Annotated in this window: 13 protein-coding genes; 5 read left to right on the top strand and 8 right to left on the bottom strand. The window is 63.5% G+C overall.

Going from position 1 to position 14342, the window contains the following annotated elements; all coding sequences use genetic code 11:
* Positions 1 to 82: 82 nt before the first annotated feature.
* The 4 genes from N688_RS11680 (at position 83) to N688_RS11665 (ending at position 3686) form a co-directional block, all read left to right on the top strand.
* On the top strand, positions 83 to 328 hold the full coding sequence (locus N688_RS11680) for a hypothetical protein (protein WP_052889449.1): 246 nt from the start codon (positions 83 to 85) through the stop codon (positions 326 to 328).
* A gap of 28 nt (positions 329 to 356) precedes the next feature.
* Complete coding sequence (locus tag N688_RS11675; protein WP_052889448.1) at positions 357 to 1439, top strand: MvdC/MvdD family ATP grasp protein; 1083 nt, start codon at positions 357 to 359, stop codon at positions 1437 to 1439.
* Complete coding sequence (locus tag N688_RS11670; RefSeq protein ID WP_162179543.1) at positions 1436 to 2662, top strand: methyltransferase domain-containing protein; 1227 nt, start codon at positions 1436 to 1438, stop codon at positions 2660 to 2662. The genes N688_RS11675 and N688_RS11670 overlap by 4 nt, the downstream gene beginning before the upstream one ends.
* Before the next feature lie 316 nt (positions 2663 to 2978).
* Positions 2979 to 3686 carry an alpha/beta fold hydrolase gene (locus tag N688_RS11665; RefSeq protein WP_162179542.1) on the top strand — a complete coding sequence of 236 codons (708 nt, stop codon included), beginning with the start codon at positions 2979 to 2981 and terminating at the stop codon, positions 3684 to 3686.
* A 165-nt stretch (positions 3687 to 3851) separates the two neighbouring features.
* Here N688_RS11665 and N688_RS11660 read toward each other — a convergent pair whose 3' ends face one another.
* The 7 genes from N688_RS11660 to N688_RS11630 form a co-directional block, all read right to left on the bottom strand.
* Positions 3852 to 4400, bottom strand: coding sequence for a hypothetical protein (locus tag N688_RS11660; protein ID WP_052889445.1), 549 nt, complete (start codon positions 4398 to 4400; stop codon positions 3852 to 3854).
* A gap of 107 nt (positions 4401 to 4507) precedes the next feature.
* Entirely contained in the window at positions 4508 to 4762 is a 255-nt protein-coding gene (locus N688_RS11655; RefSeq protein ID WP_052889444.1) for a hypothetical protein, read from the bottom strand.
* Between the two features lie 88 nt (positions 4763 to 4850).
* Positions 4851 to 5381: a hypothetical protein gene (locus tag N688_RS11650; RefSeq protein WP_052889443.1), complete on the bottom strand. Its 531-nt coding sequence runs from the start codon at positions 5379 to 5381 to the stop codon at positions 4851 to 4853.
* Entirely contained in the window at positions 5378 to 6163 is a 786-nt protein-coding gene (locus tag N688_RS11645) for a class I SAM-dependent methyltransferase (RefSeq protein ID WP_052889442.1), read from the bottom strand. The genes N688_RS11650 and N688_RS11645 overlap by 4 nt, the downstream gene beginning before the upstream one ends.
* A gap of 947 nt (positions 6164 to 7110) precedes the next feature.
* Complete coding sequence (locus tag N688_RS11640) at positions 7111 to 7695, bottom strand: flavoprotein (RefSeq protein ID WP_052889441.1); 585 nt, start codon at positions 7693 to 7695, stop codon at positions 7111 to 7113.
* A 14-nt stretch (positions 7696 to 7709) separates the two neighbouring features.
* Positions 7710 to 8504, bottom strand: coding sequence for an SDR family NAD(P)-dependent oxidoreductase (locus N688_RS11635; protein ID WP_052889440.1), 795 nt, complete (start codon positions 8502 to 8504; stop codon positions 7710 to 7712).
* A 28-nt stretch (positions 8505 to 8532) separates the two neighbouring features.
* Positions 8533 to 10473 carry an AfsR/SARP family transcriptional regulator gene (locus tag N688_RS11630; RefSeq protein ID WP_052889439.1) on the bottom strand — a complete coding sequence of 647 codons (1941 nt, stop codon included), beginning with the start codon at positions 10471 to 10473 and terminating at the stop codon, positions 8533 to 8535.
* 1050 nt (positions 10474 to 11523) lie between these two features.
* On the opposite strand from N688_RS11630, the gene N688_RS11620 reads away from it, so the two are divergent.
* The gene (locus N688_RS11620) at positions 11524 to 12321 is read left to right on the top strand and encodes an SDR family oxidoreductase (RefSeq protein ID WP_052889437.1); all 798 of its coding nucleotides are present in this window, start codon (positions 11524 to 11526) and stop codon (positions 12319 to 12321) included.
* On the opposite strand, the gene N688_RS11615 is transcribed toward N688_RS11620, so the two are convergent.
* Positions 12306 to 14336, bottom strand: coding sequence for an AfsR/SARP family transcriptional regulator (locus tag N688_RS11615; protein ID WP_052889436.1), 2031 nt, complete (start codon positions 14334 to 14336; stop codon positions 12306 to 12308). The two genes, N688_RS11620 and N688_RS11615, sit on opposite strands and share 16 nt — an antisense overlap.
* Positions 14337 to 14342: the final 6 nt, after the last annotated feature.

Raw genomic sequence — 14342 nt, 5'->3', positions numbered from 1 at the left:
GGCCTAGTGGTCGACCAGCCCTCCTGTCCCCGCTCAGGTGTTCTCCCTGCGCGAGGCACGTGTGGACCTGGAGCACGAGCAGATGACTGCTTCTCACCTGACGCATGATCCAGAACGGTTCCCCCTTCCTTTCCTGCTTCACTACCTGGAGCCAGTGAGCGAACGGGACGATGATCTCACCATTTCGGAAACGCCCTACCAGACCGGTCCTGATGGACCCACTCATACGGACTATCTGGACGATGAGGATATCTCTGGAGGGGCACCCACCAACACCGGGCAGCGAGCGGACTCGAATCCGCAGGAGGACGTGGAGGGATGGTGGTGAGGGGAGGGCAATAGACGGGGAGGACCTGATGGCTCGATCAACTGTGCTGATCCTCACTCGTGAGGAAGATGCCCATGCACCTCCGGTGATCCAGGAGCTCCGGCGGCGCGGGATACAGTCGGTCTGCCTGGATCTGGCAGATCTGCCGACGCGGCTGGCCCACGCTCCCCTGGTGGCCATGCTCAGCACTGATGCATGCGGCTGGGAAGGAACCTGTCACTGTCCCCCAGGGGAGGCCTGGGGAATAGAGGAGGTGATCAGCGTCTGGTGGCGACGGCCTCGTTTCCCGCAGGCGGCGGGAGCCTATGCCCCACCTGTTCAGACCTTTATCCAGGACGAGACCACCCGTGGGTTCCTGGGAGTCCTGGCGGAACGACCTGTCGTGTGGGAGGCAGCGGGCCAGAACCGGGAGGCAGAGCCAGCAGCCCATCGGCTTCGCTGGGGGCTCCGCCCGTGCTGGGTCAATCAGCGCGAGCGGCTCCAGGCCGCGGAGTATAAGCCGGCGCAGCTGCAGGCCGCAGCGCAGCTGGGATGGCGCATTCCTCGCACGCTGCTGACGACGGACCCGGCAGCGGCCCGGGCCTTTCTCGAGCAATGTCAGGGGAGAGTCATTTGCAAAGCGCTGGCGCGTGGTCTGTTGCCAGCAACGCCTCCTCTCACAGAGACGCAGGTGATCTATACCCAGCGGGTCCTGCCTGAGCATGCTGGTTGGCTGGAGGGAGTGCGAAGTGCTCCCACTCTCTTTCAGGAGGAGATTCCCAAGGCGCTGGAGCTCCGGGTGGTGGTGATGGGGCAGCAGGTCTTTGCCTTCGAGATCTATTCGCAAGCGTCCGAACGCACGCGCCTGGATTGGCGTCGCTGCTATACTGATCTCCGCTATGGACGGCGCCAGCTTTCCTCCGAAACTGAGCAGCGCGTGCTGGATCTGCTGCATCACTTTCACCTGCAGTTTGCCGCATTGGATCTGATCGTTTCCCCCGAGGGAGAAGAAGTGTTCTTAGAGTTGAATCCTGCAGGTCAATGGTACTGGTTGGAACAGCAGACGGGGGTCCCCCTCGCCGCGGCGATGGCCACCCTCCTGGCCTCGCCCGAGGAGGTGGGCTTGTGGTGAGCAAGGAGGAAAGCTGGCGGAGCCGCGAGCTCCGCCAGCAGCTCGTGGCGCACCTGCGGCACTGCGGGGTGCTGCGGTCAGCGCGAGTGGCTGCCGCGTTTGCCGCGCTGCCACGCGAAGTATTTGTCTCTCACTGCTACGTGCGTACGGAGGACGGTCGAGGCTGGCAGTGCTGCCAGGCAGAGGCCTGCGGGCACGAGCGCTGGCTGGAACTCGTCTATACCGATCAGGTGCTGGTCACGCGCCTGGATGGGGACTGGCCCAGCAGCTCCAGCTCCATGCCTTCCTATATGGCGCGCATGCTGGAGGCACTGGAGGTGCTGCCGGGGCAGCGGGTGCTGGAGATCGGGACGGGGACCGGGTACAACGCCGCGTTGCTGGCCTGGCTGACGGGGGAGCCCCGGCGGGTGGTCACGCTGGAGGTGGTGCCGGAACTGGCCACGCAAGCCCGGCAGGCGCTGTTACGCACAGTGGGGCCAGTCCGCGTGATCGGTGCCGATGGCTGGCTGGGGTATGCAGCGGCGGCGCCCTATGAACGCCTGCTGGTGACAGCCAGTGCGGCCTCGCTCTCGCTGGCCTGGTTGCGCCAACTGGCTCCAGGGGGGCGGCTCGTGTTGCCGCTGCAAGGGGGGCTGCAGGAAGGCCGGCTGCTCGTGGTGGAGCGCACAGAGGCCGTTGCGGCGGAGCCGGAGCCGGGCAGGCTCCAGGGAAGAGGACGGTGCCTGCCGGAGCCATGCGCCTTCATGCCCTTGAGCGGGGAGCGCTTCGGCTTGCAGTCCCTTCACGAGCTGAGTCGCCAGCCGGCTCGCCAGTGGCGCGAGCTGGCTACGAGCCTGGTGCCTCAGGCCCTCCAGCAGCCTGCTGGACGATGGTGGCTGCAGTGGGCCACTGGGGCCTTTGGCACAGTGGGGCGCACGAGGGCAGGCCAGTGGATGGTGAATTGCTTGCACCCGCAGCAGCGCGCGCTGGTGCATCTGGAGGAGGAGACGGCTTCTCAGTGGCTGGTGCGAGCGCATGGCCGTGAGGCGGCGCAGTGGTGGCAGCAGCTGGAGGCCGCAGCAGCCCAGTGGCAGGCCCTGGGGTGTCCGCCTCCGGAGGCCCTGGAATTGCGCTGGGAAGGTCCCACGTGCTGCTGGCAGCTGGGGACGGCTACCCTGTCCGTCGCTGTACGAGCGGCGGAACGGCTCGCCTCATCCGGGACGGCAGAACCATCCTCCTCCTAAGCAGCCCGCTGGGGAGGGAAGAACGGGGGCAGGCCAAGGCACACCCTGCACTGCAGGCAGTGCGCAAAGACAGGCTGCAGTGCAGGTGTGATCCTGAGCGTGTGCGATTTGCGCTCCGTGCTGGAACACCCAGGAGAGTCTGTCCGCAGACACACGATCGCTGTCTGCACGTTCCTGGCAGGGAGTCAGTCAACCGCTTTCCCCTCTCAGCCGACGCCTGGTCAGGAGATCCCGGAGGGCGATCTGTTCCCAGGAAGAGAGCAGTGCAGATGGCTTCCGCATCCGCTACCTGGAAGCGGGTCAGGGCACTCCCCTGGTGCACCTGCACAGCGCAGGAGGACTCTTCCTCTCCCCTGCCCATTATTTGCTGAGCCTGACCAACCGGCTGATCGCTTTTGAGATGCCTGGTTTTGGGCACTCGGCTCCGAACAACCAGGAAACGATGGACGAATTAGCTGCCACCATGGGGCGAGCTATTACCAATCTCGGCATCGATACCTTCAATCTCTGGGGTACCTCATTTGGAGGCAAGACGGCCTTAACCCTGGCGTTACAAGCTCCCGAGCGCGTGCAGGCTCTGGTTCTGGAAGCTCCGGCCGCTATTCGTCCAGACGAGGCTGCGCCTCCAGCAGTGGACGATCCCGAAGCCTTGATGCGCGCTTTCCATGCCCACCCCGAACGTTTTGCCTCGGCTCCAACTCCCGACCCGGAGGTCCAGGCCAGGACATGGCCAATGGTCATGCGGCTGATAGGGCCAAACCGCGATCACGCTTTTGAGGAACGGCTCAAGGCCCTCTCGGTGCCGGTACTCGTCTTGTTCGGCACACATGATGGTGTCATTCCGCCGGAGATGGGCCGCATCTACAAGTCGCTGCTTCCCAACTGCCACTTTGTGCTGATCTACGATGCAGCGCACGCGCTCACCGATGATCGGCCTGAGGCCTTCACCGAAGTGGTAAGTGACTTCCTTGAACGGCACGAGCAGTTTGCCGTCAGTCGCCGCTCCACGGTGATTTATCCCTAGCTAGCTCACCTTCCTTTCCTGGAGTGCGCCGGGGTGGGCAGCATGTCTTGCAGGACATGGGAGGCCTACAAGGTTAAGACGAAGAGGATCCACGGGGCCTCGCGGCGCAGCTCCCCGAGCCAGGCGGTGAAAAGCGTGAATGCGTGCTCTCGCCCGATGAAGGGCTCAGGCCAGACCCATTGCCCCAGGCTCACCGCTCTCCTCCTGATGGTGATGAACCAGTGCTGCCAGCGGATGCACGCGCCTGGCTGGCGGGTCCTGCTGCGGCTGGACCAGCACCAGCAGCCGACCGGGCCCCGAGAGCACGCGCAGGAGCGACAGGAGCGCGGGCCCCACCAGGGCCGGGTCGGGGCGGGCCAGCACCAGGACGACGACGAGCGGCCCGGCGCCCAGCAGGAGCCGCCAGAGCGCCGGCCAGGTGGCCGCCGCCTCCTCTGGAGAGGAGCAGCGCTCGCCCTCCTCGAGGAGCGGGGCCACCTCGTGCGGGGCGGCGGCCGGCGTGATCGGAACGACGGGGAGCCAGAGCCAGGGCAGGCCTGTCTGCAGGCAACCCTGGGCCAGGGTCTGCCGCAGGGCGCTCAGCTGCGTCGCGGGCACGAGCAGCCAGCAGGGCGGGAGAGCCGATGCCAGGTGCTGCCGGATGGCCTGCAAGAGCGCCTCCAGCTGCGGGCGCAGCGTCGGGTCCAGGGGTCCTGGAAAGTCGGTCTGGGTCATACAGGCTCCTCCTGGGCCTGCTCCAGGGCCCGGGGCGGCGCAGGCGCCGCTCCGGGAGTCGGCGGCAGGGACGAACGACGGCGCCGGCGGAGGGCTGGCGGAGGGCGTCATCGGACCCCTCCCGCAGAGGCTGGCTCGGCAGGCACAGCAGCCGGCCCGTCGGCCCTCCCCTCGGCCCCCACGACCTGCAGGCCGTACGGGGCCAGCAGCACCTGCCAGGCTTGCGCCGGCGACAGGTGCTCGAGCTGAATGAGGGCCTGCTCGATGGCTTGCCAGGCTTCGAGAATCACTTCGCAGCTGATAGCGCCGGCTTCGGCGGGGCTCTCCTCGGGGAACTGCACCGCCAGCACCGTCTGACTCATGACACTGAGAATCTCCTTTCTTCCAGAATGCTCTCGAGAGAGAGGCAAGCGGCACAAAGAGGAAGCGGTGAGTCACGCCGCGTGTTCATCAATTCAGCCCCTCGCGTCGGGGCTGGAAGCGCACCGCCCGCCCCAGGCGCCGCAGGAGTGGGGGACCCTGGCGCAACTGCGCCAGGGTCTGGTCCGAGAGCGAGGCGCGGGGCCGCCGCAGGAAGCGGCGCAGAAAGCGTTCCACCAGCCCCAGCAGCCAGCGCAGCTCACGGGCTTCCAGCTCATCCAGCAGCAGCCAGTCGCTCCCCAGGTCTTCGGCTTCGCGACAGCGCGCTTGGAGGAGGGCGTGCGCCAGTTCGAGCTGCTGCAGGACTGATAGCAGGTTCGTTTCCTCTGGGTCCCCCAGACGGATCGGCAGCAGCAGCGCTTCCGCGGGTCCCTGGGTCCGGCAGGTCTGCAGCCAGGTCAGCCAGGACTGCTGCCCGGCAGCCGAGAGCAGGGGCACCAGCAGCCGTGAGACATCGCCCAGCAGGAGGGCGGCCCGTCCCCATTCCGAGCGGGGGATCAGCGGCAGCGGGGCCGTCCCCGCCAGCAGGCGCCCTCGCGCGCGGCGTCGAGTGTGGTTCATGGCTTGCTCCCCCAGGCAGCGTAGACCTCGTAGGTCACCTGGCCCTCCTCCCACTCGCGTGCCAGGCCCTCCAAGACCTCGTGAAAGCGAGCCACGGGCACGCCCAGCCCTTCAACCGGCGCTTCGAGGGTCCGAGCCGCCGCCAGCAGGTCCTGAGCCAGGAGCTGGCCCAGCCGTCCTCCCCAGCGGCCCACCGGCAGCCAGAGGGTACGCTGCTCGACCTGGACAGCACCGGCCTCGCGTAGCCAGCGGCCCAGCAGGAAGAGTTGGCTGGCATCCATGCCCCGGGCGGCGCTCAACTGCTGCCACCACGCCACCACCTGCTGTAAGCATGGCCCCTGGGGCCAGAGGCCCAGCCCCAGTTCGACCAGCTCGATCCAGCCACCGCGGCGGGTGACCCGCAGCAGCTCTCCCAGCACGGCAGGCCACTGCTGCAGGGGAATGCCCGCAACCAGGAGGCGCTGATGGACATAGCCGAAGGACTGGTTGGGGAAGGGCAGCCCCTGCAGCAGGTCCCCTTGCACGAAGTGCACGCTGGGGGGCAGAGGTTGCGAGGAGCGAGGCGGCTCGCGATCGAAGCCGGTGACCTGGCAGCGGGGGAAGGCCTCGGCGACCTCCATCGCCCAGCGGCCTGTGCCCGTACCCACGTCTAGGAAGGGAATGTCCTTTACTCGTCTCCGTCCGGCGGCATCGACAGCCACGGTGGCCATTTCCCTGTCCGCGGCGAGGGAAGCTGACAGCAGATCGGCTTCCGATCGGCGAGCGCGCCACCACCAGGGCATGAGCCTCACCTCCCTGCAGGAGCTGTTGGCACTCGTGCACTGCCAGAGGGAGCCATCGCCGGCGCAGGCAGGCAGGAAGGTTGGGCAGCAACAGACTGGACGACCCGAGGCTGTCCCGGCTCGCCAGGGACGAAGAACACGGGTTGCACGGCGGTTGCCATCATGATCCTCCTTTCTCTTGTCTCAATCGATAGCGCCGCTGCCGCTGTGGTCTCGGCGGGGACGGGAGACGAGGCGGCGCGGGCCTGTGCGCGGCGCCGGCCCAACAGGTGACGCAAGAAAGCCATGTCAGTGCTCCCTTCGTTGAGACATAGACGGCTTCTCATCAGCATGAGCGGACGGTATGATAGAAGCACCCTGCCTGTTGTCTGGAACCAGGGAGGGGGCTGGTGCCCGGTCGGGCAGGGCAGCCGTCTCGGCCTGGGCCTGCCGCCGGCGGCAGCGAGAGCAGGAAGACGGGGTCAGCGTCTGTACGTCAGTCTGTGGCTGCGGGAAGGTCGCCATTGGCTCGCACTCCTTTCTCTGGGTGGCCTGTTGTCCTCTCTCTCGATCGGGGTCTTGATCCCTTGGGGAATTTGATCCACAGATCCTCGTGAGCCCCATGTGATCATCCGTTCCTTCGAAAGCCTACCACCAGGAGTGTGCGAAGCAGGGGAGAATCCTGTGCGATCCATGAGAGAGTGGAGGGAGAGAGAGGGAGAGTGGCGCACGCTCAGATCCCCCACTCCGCCAGGGACGGAGGGCCGCACTGGTCAGAGGGAGAGGCTGCTGGCTCAGCTTGCGACCGGGGCCTCGCTCGTGCACAGGAGAAGCAGAGAGGGCAGAGGCGCACGCGCCTCGTGCTGAGCGCCGAAAAAAGCGGGCCTCTGCAGGGCAGGGGAAGCAAAGACAAGGACAGGAACCGAAGGGAGGACCTGGAGCAGCCACTCTCTCGCACCGATTGCCGGCTAGTGAGCACCATGCCCTTGATCTGTTGCAGCTCCTGGACCTGGGCGAGCACGTCTGGCAGCCAGGACCTGCTCCAGACGCTGCAGGATGACGGGTGGCGGAACCTCATTCTTGGGAGGGTAGGTCTCGGGTTCGTAGAGCACCTCGACCCCGTAGGAGCGTAGCCGCTCCAGGCTCTGCGGGAAAGCCGGATGCGTGTCTAGCCCGGAGTGCGTTCGCACGCAAGGCACTGCCACAATGGGCATCTGTAATCCAGTATATTCGCAGAGCAGTCCGAGCGCTAACGTATCACTGATGCCAAGGACCCATTTATTCACCGTGTTGAAGGTGGCAGGAAAGACGATGATGGCATCAGCACGCGGCAAGACATCTGGTTCCTCTGGGTGCTTGTACTCGCTGCGGACAGGATAGCCGGTCAGCTGCTCCAGGAGGGGACGATTGACGAACTTCACCGCATGAGGGGTCACAATGACGCAGACGGTCCATCCTGCTGCCTGGGCAGCACGGACCAGATCAGGCACATGCTCAGCCGCTCCACTCGCACAAGAGATAATGTAGAGAACCCCCCACTGCTGCGCATCCATCTTCAGCCTCCTCTCTAGCGCCACACCGGGCCGCGCTGGAACGCCGAAGGCTGCTGCTGACCGCCATCGACAGCAATCACTGCCCCATTGATCCAACTCGCTGCTGGAGATGCCACAAACACCACGACGCGAGCCACCTCCTCGGGCGTACCGAGTCGCCCAAACGGGAACTCCTCTTGCACGAAGCGCGCGAACGCTTCGGGATGACGTGCTTGAAAGCGTTCCCAGCCTCCTCCGGCGAACAGGATCGACCCGGGGCAAATGGTATTGACACGAATGCGCAAGGGCGCCAGTTCCAGCGCCAGCGCCTGACTGAGAAAGACCTCTGCTGCCTTGGCTGTGCCATACTGCACGGATGGAGAGGGCTTCCTTCCTGAGATCGAGGAGATTATCACGATGGCACTCTCTGGCTGCTGCTGCAGGGCAGGAACGGCTGCCCGAATCACCCGGACCGCATGCAAGAGGTTCACATCAAGGGTGGCCAGCCATTCTTCATCGCGGGAATGGAGCAGCCCTTTGCCTCCTGATCCGCCGACATTGCAAACGACACAGTCCAGCCGCCCCAGGGCTGCGACGCTGGCCTGGACAAAGTGCTCCACCTCATCGAGGCGGGTCACATCGGCCACCTGGCCGAAGGCGCGAATGGGATAGGAACGCAATTCCTCAAGCGTGCGCCGCAAATCCGGCTCTCCCCGCGCACAGCAAGCGACATGTGCTCCTTCCTGGGCAAAGGCCAGGGCACAGGCGCGCCCGATCCCTCGACTGCTTCCCGTGATGAGGACCCCTTTCCCTGTTAAGCCCAGGTTCATGGATCTCCCCTCCTCTGTCTTGATCTGGCTAGCCCAGGTGACCGAGAAGAGCGGCTCCCTCTCGCCACGTGCTCCACCAACGCTGGACACACGCTTCTCCAGACCAATGGCTCAAGACAGGTAATAACTGCTGCAGTCGTATGAGACCGCGAGAAGAACGGGTTTCCAGAAGCAGCAGGAGTGCTTCCTCTCCTGCCGCGCAAGCCATATCGATCTCTCCCTGGTACGCGCGAGCCAACGCGAGATCTATGGAGAAAATCGCCTGTTGTCGCCTTGAAGGGGCGGCGAGCTGCTTCGCGCGTTCTAGCGCCTCTGCTGCCAGTGCTGGCTCGTCAAGCGTGAGCAAGCAGGCACCCTTAAAGCCCCAGAGTAATGCCGGGTCGACAGCAGTCCAGAAAGGATCAGCAGCCTCGTGCAGATCCAGGCTTTCTGCCTGGCCCAGAGCGGTAAGGCAACGTTGTTTCTGCTGCAGCCTGGCATATGCTTCTGCCTCGTGAAGAGCGATCCAGGCATGCAGCTTCTGATCAAGCTGGGCAGACGTGGAGGAATAGAGGCGACGCGCTTCACTCAGGAGTGAGAGGGCCTTTTGGGGATGATGCTCGTGCAGATCGCCACCGATCCGGGCAACGACCAAACTTTCGAGTGGAGCAGATGTTGCATCACGAGCGTAGGAAAGCGCCTCCTGATAAGCGTGGACAGCCAAGGAAACACCTGTTTGATCCAGGGCAATCCTGCCCGTGAGCAGAAAAACACCGCTCAGAAAGGCGCTGGCACGTTGCCGAAGGATGTTGGAGCGGGCCTGCTGCAGTAAGAGCTGCCCGGCTTGCAGAAGGCCCTGGACAATGGGCTGGAGATTGGTCGAGGCCATGTGGTAATAGAAGAGCGACCACGCCTTTTGAAGCATGCTGTCCAAGACCTGGAACAGTTCTTCATTGAGAGCATGAACGTGTTCCTCGAAGAGAGAAGTCGAACCAATCCCAGGGAGAGCTAGCAGGCCCAGGCCTTCCAGCGTTGTCTGAAGCAGTTGACGACGTTGACGATCCGTAGCAGTACTCCAATGCAGGGTATTCACTTCTAGTATACCCTGAGCAGAGCCGGAAAGGAAGCCTGCCAGGGGGTCTGCTGCTCTTGGACCTGGCGACGGCTGACCTGCCGTCGGCTCAGACGCCTGCAGCAACTGCTCGATCGCCTGCGCGCTCTGCTCATCGAGCGGCTCCCCGCAACGGGCAAGCAACTCCCTCCACTGCCGAGAGCAGCGCCTGGCCTCCTGCCGTCTCCCCTGGCGTTGCAGCCCTGCCACCAGCCGGACCACGACCTCCCCATCCGTCGGGTCTTCTTCCCACAGCTCGGTGAGCACCGCTTCAGCTTCGGGCCATTTGCCCTGCTGCTCATACAGCTCGCTGAGCCACCAGCGCGCCCGGTAGAAGGCGCGCTCCTGCGTCGCGCGGCGTGCCAGCACCCACTCTCCTTCCTCCCCCTCCAGAAACGTTCCTCGCCGCCAATAGCGCACGGCTTCCTCCAACTGCCGTGCAGCGGCGGTGCGGTCGCCGCTTCGCTGAGACGCTTCCGCCTGCTGGAGCAGCTGGAGCGCCGCCTCCGCGTCGACCCAGAGCACAGCTTGCCCGGGCAGTCGATACCCTTTGCCCTCGTTCAGGCTTTCCAGCAGGCTGGACCTTTCAGGGAGCTGGAGCACTTTGCGCAGTTTGGTGGTTGCCGTATGGAGGGCACTGGCGGCCTGCTCGGCCTCGGCGTCAGGCCAGAGCCAGGCCAGCAGCCGCTCGCGATGGGCCTGACGTCCAGGACAGCACAGCAGGGCCTTGAGGAGCTGCCGGGGGTAGGCGCTGCCGCCCCAGGCGCTCACGGGGAGGGGTGCATAGCTGCTTCCCTGGCGGCGTTCCAGGCAGAAGGGGCCGCAGAGCCAGACGCGAAAGAGCGGACCAGGTGCCAGTTCGCAGGAAGGGCGTTCCATCACAGACCTCAACGCGTCGCGTGCTTGTTCTGTCATGGTGTGGCAGGCATGACAGAGAGCTATCACGAGCTACCTCTTCTGGCTCAGAAGTATACAGCAACCGCGTATGAAAGGCAAGAAGGGAGGGAGGCAAAGCCAGGTGCTCCTTTCTCGAACGCTCCGATGCCGGTGCCGCTGTGGTCCCGGCGGGGACGGGAGACGAGGCGGCGCGGGCCTGTGCGCGGCGGCGCTTGCGGAAGAGATGATGCCAGAACCCCATGTTAGCGCTCCTTTCCAGATTCAGGATCTCTATACATCTCCTCGTCAGGATGAGCAGAGGTAAGCTGGTCATCTCCAGGATGAGCGTCAGCGGCAAGGGGATGCGCCAGCGCCTGCACACGAGGGGGAGGCGCTGCTCGCTGGGCCTGCCGCCGGCGGCAGCGGGAGCAGGAAGACGGGGTCAGCGTCTGCACGTCAGTCAGTGCTTGGAAAGCTGTCGCCATCTCGATCGTTCCTCCTGTGTTCGGATCATCACCATCTGAGTGAGCTGGTCCCGCCTCTCTCCCCTCAGAGCAAGCGCTGCTTCACCGTTCTGCTGCTCCTCGGAGCCTCTGGCTTCTTTCTCTGTGCCAGAAGTACTCTCGCAGAGCAGCACCATGTGCTGTGACAGCCGGGCACGACCATGAAATATGAGGTGCGGTTGAGAAATTGCAGATCCAGAACTTGTGCAGGCTGGCAGCAGGTCCAGACAGGAATGGGCCTGGCAGCGCGTCGTCTCTTTGAGTCAGCTCAAAACCGATCCTCATGGTTACCTGGCTGTTGCCATCATCAAGCTCCTTTCTTGCGAGCGCTTCTCAGCGGAGTATAGCTGACGGCGGTCAAAGGAGAATGAAATCTTCACGAAGAGGAGGCAAAGGGGCCAATAATGGCTGGGTTTATCTTGAGCTGCTCGAAAGAGCCAGGTCAGAAGGCAATCAGCCGTGGAGATGGAGAGAGTCCCTTGCGCATTGGTTCATACCTGGCTATACTGGCTGAAAGAGCCAGTCCTATGCAGGAGGAGCAGGAGAACCGATGGACCTGGGACTACGCGGCAAACGGGTGCTGGTCACTGCTGCCAGCCGTGGGCTGGGCCGAGCCTGTGCAGCGACATTGGCAGCAGAAGGAGCACAGGTGGTGGTTGCTGCCCGTCGGCACGAGACGCTAGAGCAGTGTGCTGCCTCGCTACGTGAAGCGACGGGAAGCCAGGTAATAGCCATTCCGGCAGATCTGCGTGTGGCCGGACAAATTGAGGCCCTCGTCCAGCAGACGGTTGCGGTGCTGGGAGGACTAGAGATTCTGGTCCATAATACAGGAGGCCCCCCAGGGGGAGGCTTTGAAGACTGCTCAGATACTCACTGGCAAGACGCCTATGACCTGGTGCTGCTCAGTGCCGTTCGACTCGTGCGGGCAGCGCTCCCATTCTTGCGACAGCACCCGGGCGAAGGACGCATCATTTTCCTCACGAGCTCAGCGGCAAAGCAACCCATCGCGGGTCTGGTGCTCTCCAATGCGCTCCGCCCGGGAGTGGTGGGCCTGGCGAAAACGCTCTCACGGGAGTTGGCTTCAGCAGGCATCACAGTCAACAGCGTCTGCCCAGGGCGGATAGCAACCGAGCGGCTCCGTCAGGGACAACAGGTGCAACGAGCACTGGCCCGGGGATGCACTGAAGAAGAAGCCTTCCAGGAGCTTGCTCGAGAGGTGCCACTTGGGCGGTTAGGACGCCCCGAGGAGGTGGGGGCTCTCGTGGCCTTTCTGGCATCGCAACAGGCGGGATATATCACGGGAGCTGCTATTCAAGTCGATGGGGGGTTTATTCAGGGACTGTGGTAGTTTGGAGCGGAGGAAGAACGCTCCCCCGAAGAAAGCTCTTCGGCTTCTACCCAGGCGAGTAGAGCAAGCAGATCCTTGACGGTGGAGTGAGGAAGCAAAGCGAGCAGAGGTTGACGGAGAGCAGACAGGCGTTGGAGGACTTTCCGCAAGCGGAAGTGCTCTGCAAGGAGGGCCGCTTCTTTTGCCAAGAGGCAGGCTTCCTCGAGGTCAAGAGGAAGGGTGACGATCGCCAGATCCGTCAGGAAGGTGGGTTTGCGTTGCAGGAAAGCTGGATCAAGGGACTGAAGAGCGCCCTGGAGAGCGGCTTGGGCCTGTGAGAGAACCTGATGCCCAGCTTGGTGAGGGGGCTGAGCTAGCACACGAAAACAGGCGCCCTGATAGCCAGCGCACAGCGCCTTGTCAAAATGCACCAGATACGCTTCACGCGGGTCGCCTTCAGGGCCTTCGCAAGCTCGTGCTTCCTCAAGTGCCTGCAGGCACTCATGCACTTGGCCATAATGGGCGTGAATTTCTGCAGCAATGGCAGCGAGCCATCCCTGGAGTGAAGGCGAGGAAAGACGTTTGGCCAGAGCCCGGGCATACTCAATGGCTGAGCAAGCCTCATGATAGGCTTCCAGATACAGGCTTGCCAGGCTGATCCTGCCCCAACAGATGGCAATGAGCAGGGGATCATTTCCCTCTTCAGCGGCTGTAAGAGCGACATAATGCGTCGCACGACCTTGCGCGTAGCGTCCGAGATCCAGCCAAATTTCTCCCAACAGCTGCAGCGTTTGGCTCAGCAAACGGCAGACCCGCTGCCGTTCAGGAGGGAGAAGCGAAGCACCGAGCATGGCCGTGAGGAGGCGAGCATCTCGACAAGCCGGACGAAGGAGATCGGAGGCGGAAAGGATGCCCCCATGTCGATGACACCAGAGGTGCTCTACCCGACCCTCCCAGTACTGGAGCATGGTCTGATCAGCCGGCGTGCTCTTCAAGAGCAGTGGGATCAATGGATCAAGGCTGTTGTCTCCCTTGAAAGGTCCTACCAGGGAGGAAATTGACCACGATTCGATGGCCTTCCAGCTGGTCTCAAGCAAGTGCCGGCGCAAAGCATTCATCGTTGAGCAGTGATCCTCCCCGGATTGTTGGGACATGATTCTTTTCGTCTTCGAAGAGACCTCGTGAGAGTCTGCTGGAGCAAAGAACGCGCACAAGGATAACGATGATCCTTCGTCAAGGACTTGTTTCAGAACGTGTTGGACTCGTATCCCTGGCTGTCTTCCTTCTTCTTGCAAGAGTGTCTGCTGGAACTGTTCATAAAGCCGCCGGGCCCGATGCCGCATTCCCTGTCTTCCCAGAAGCCTCAGCAGAAGCCCCAGGACATCCTCATCAGTGGGATCTTCTTCCAATACCCCAGTGAGCAGCTGCTCTGCTGCACTGAGAAGCCCCTGTTGCTCATAGAGAGCTGCTAACCACAGCTTTGCTCGGTAGACTGCCCTTTCGTGAATTGCTCGTTTCGCCCAGACCCAGTTTCCTTCCTCTCCCTCTAGAAACGGACCCCGCTGCCAGTAGCCCACGGCCTCCTCTAACAAAGGGATCAGCGTCTCAGGCAACTGTGGCTGCCGTTCTGCCTGCTGAAGCAGCCAGAGTGCCGCCTCCGCGTCTACCCAGAGCTGTTCCTGACCTGGCAGCCGGTATCCCTGCCCGTCAGGTTGGCTCTCCAGCAGTGAGGGAAGGCCTCCACCAGGCTCTAGAACTTTGCGCAGCCGAGTTGCGGCCAGATTCAAGTAAGAGGCTGCCTGCTCAGGTTCCACCTCGGGCCAGAGACGATCAAGCAGGACCTCACGGCGTGCTTGTCGTCCGGGGCTGCAGAGCAACCCTTTGAGGAGCCGTCTGGGGTAGCCACTTCCACCCCAGATCGTGGCTGGCAGCACCTGGTAGCCTGTGCCATGCCGACGTTCGATGACCAATGGGCCACAGAGCCAGACACGGAAGAGCGGACTGGCCGCCACATCCCATGCATCGCCTGCCATCATATCCCC

This window comes from Thermogemmatispora carboxidivorans (assembly GCF_000702505.1).
Lineage (GTDB): Bacteria > Chloroflexota > Ktedonobacteria > Ktedonobacterales > Ktedonobacteraceae > Thermogemmatispora > Thermogemmatispora carboxidivorans.
The sequence above is the reverse complement of the archived record's forward strand: the minus strand, read 5'-3'. Positions and strand labels throughout refer to the sequence as shown.

Bases quoted from the DNA above. Each gene is read 5' to 3' on its own strand.
- N688_RS11680 (WP_052889449.1), top strand. From the start codon at position 83: ATGACTGCTTCTCACCTGACGCATGATCCAGAACGGTTCCCCCTTCCT.
- N688_RS11675 (WP_052889448.1), top strand. From the start codon at position 357: ATGGCTCGATCAACTGTGCTGATCCTCACTCGTGAGGAAGATGCCCAT.
- N688_RS11660 (WP_052889445.1), bottom strand. From the start codon at position 4,400: ATGACCCAGACCGACTTTCCAGGACCCCTGGACCCGACGCTGCGCCCG.
- N688_RS11655 (WP_052889444.1), bottom strand. From the start codon at position 4,762: ATGAGTCAGACGGTGCTGGCGGTGCAGTTCCCCGAGGAGAGCCCCGCC.
- N688_RS11650 (WP_052889443.1), bottom strand. From the start codon at position 5,381: ATGAACCACACTCGACGCCGCGCGCGAGGGCGCCTGCTGGCGGGGACG.
- N688_RS11645 (WP_052889442.1), bottom strand. From the start codon at position 6,163: ATGCCCTGGTGGTGGCGCGCTCGCCGATCGGAAGCCGATCTGCTGTCA.
- N688_RS11640 (WP_052889441.1), bottom strand. From the start codon at position 7,695: ATGGATGCGCAGCAGTGGGGGGTTCTCTACATTATCTCTTGTGCGAGT.
- N688_RS11635 (WP_052889440.1), bottom strand. From the start codon at position 8,504: ATGAACCTGGGCTTAACAGGGAAAGGGGTCCTCATCACGGGAAGCAGT.
- N688_RS11630 (WP_052889439.1), bottom strand. From the start codon at position 10,473: ATGGAACGCCCTTCCTGCGAACTGGCACCTGGTCCGCTCTTTCGCGTC.
- N688_RS11620 (WP_052889437.1), top strand. From the start codon at position 11,524: ATGGACCTGGGACTACGCGGCAAACGGGTGCTGGTCACTGCTGCCAGC.
- N688_RS11615 (WP_052889436.1), bottom strand. From the start codon at position 14,336: ATGATGGCAGGCGATGCATGGGATGTGGCGGCCAGTCCGCTCTTCCGT.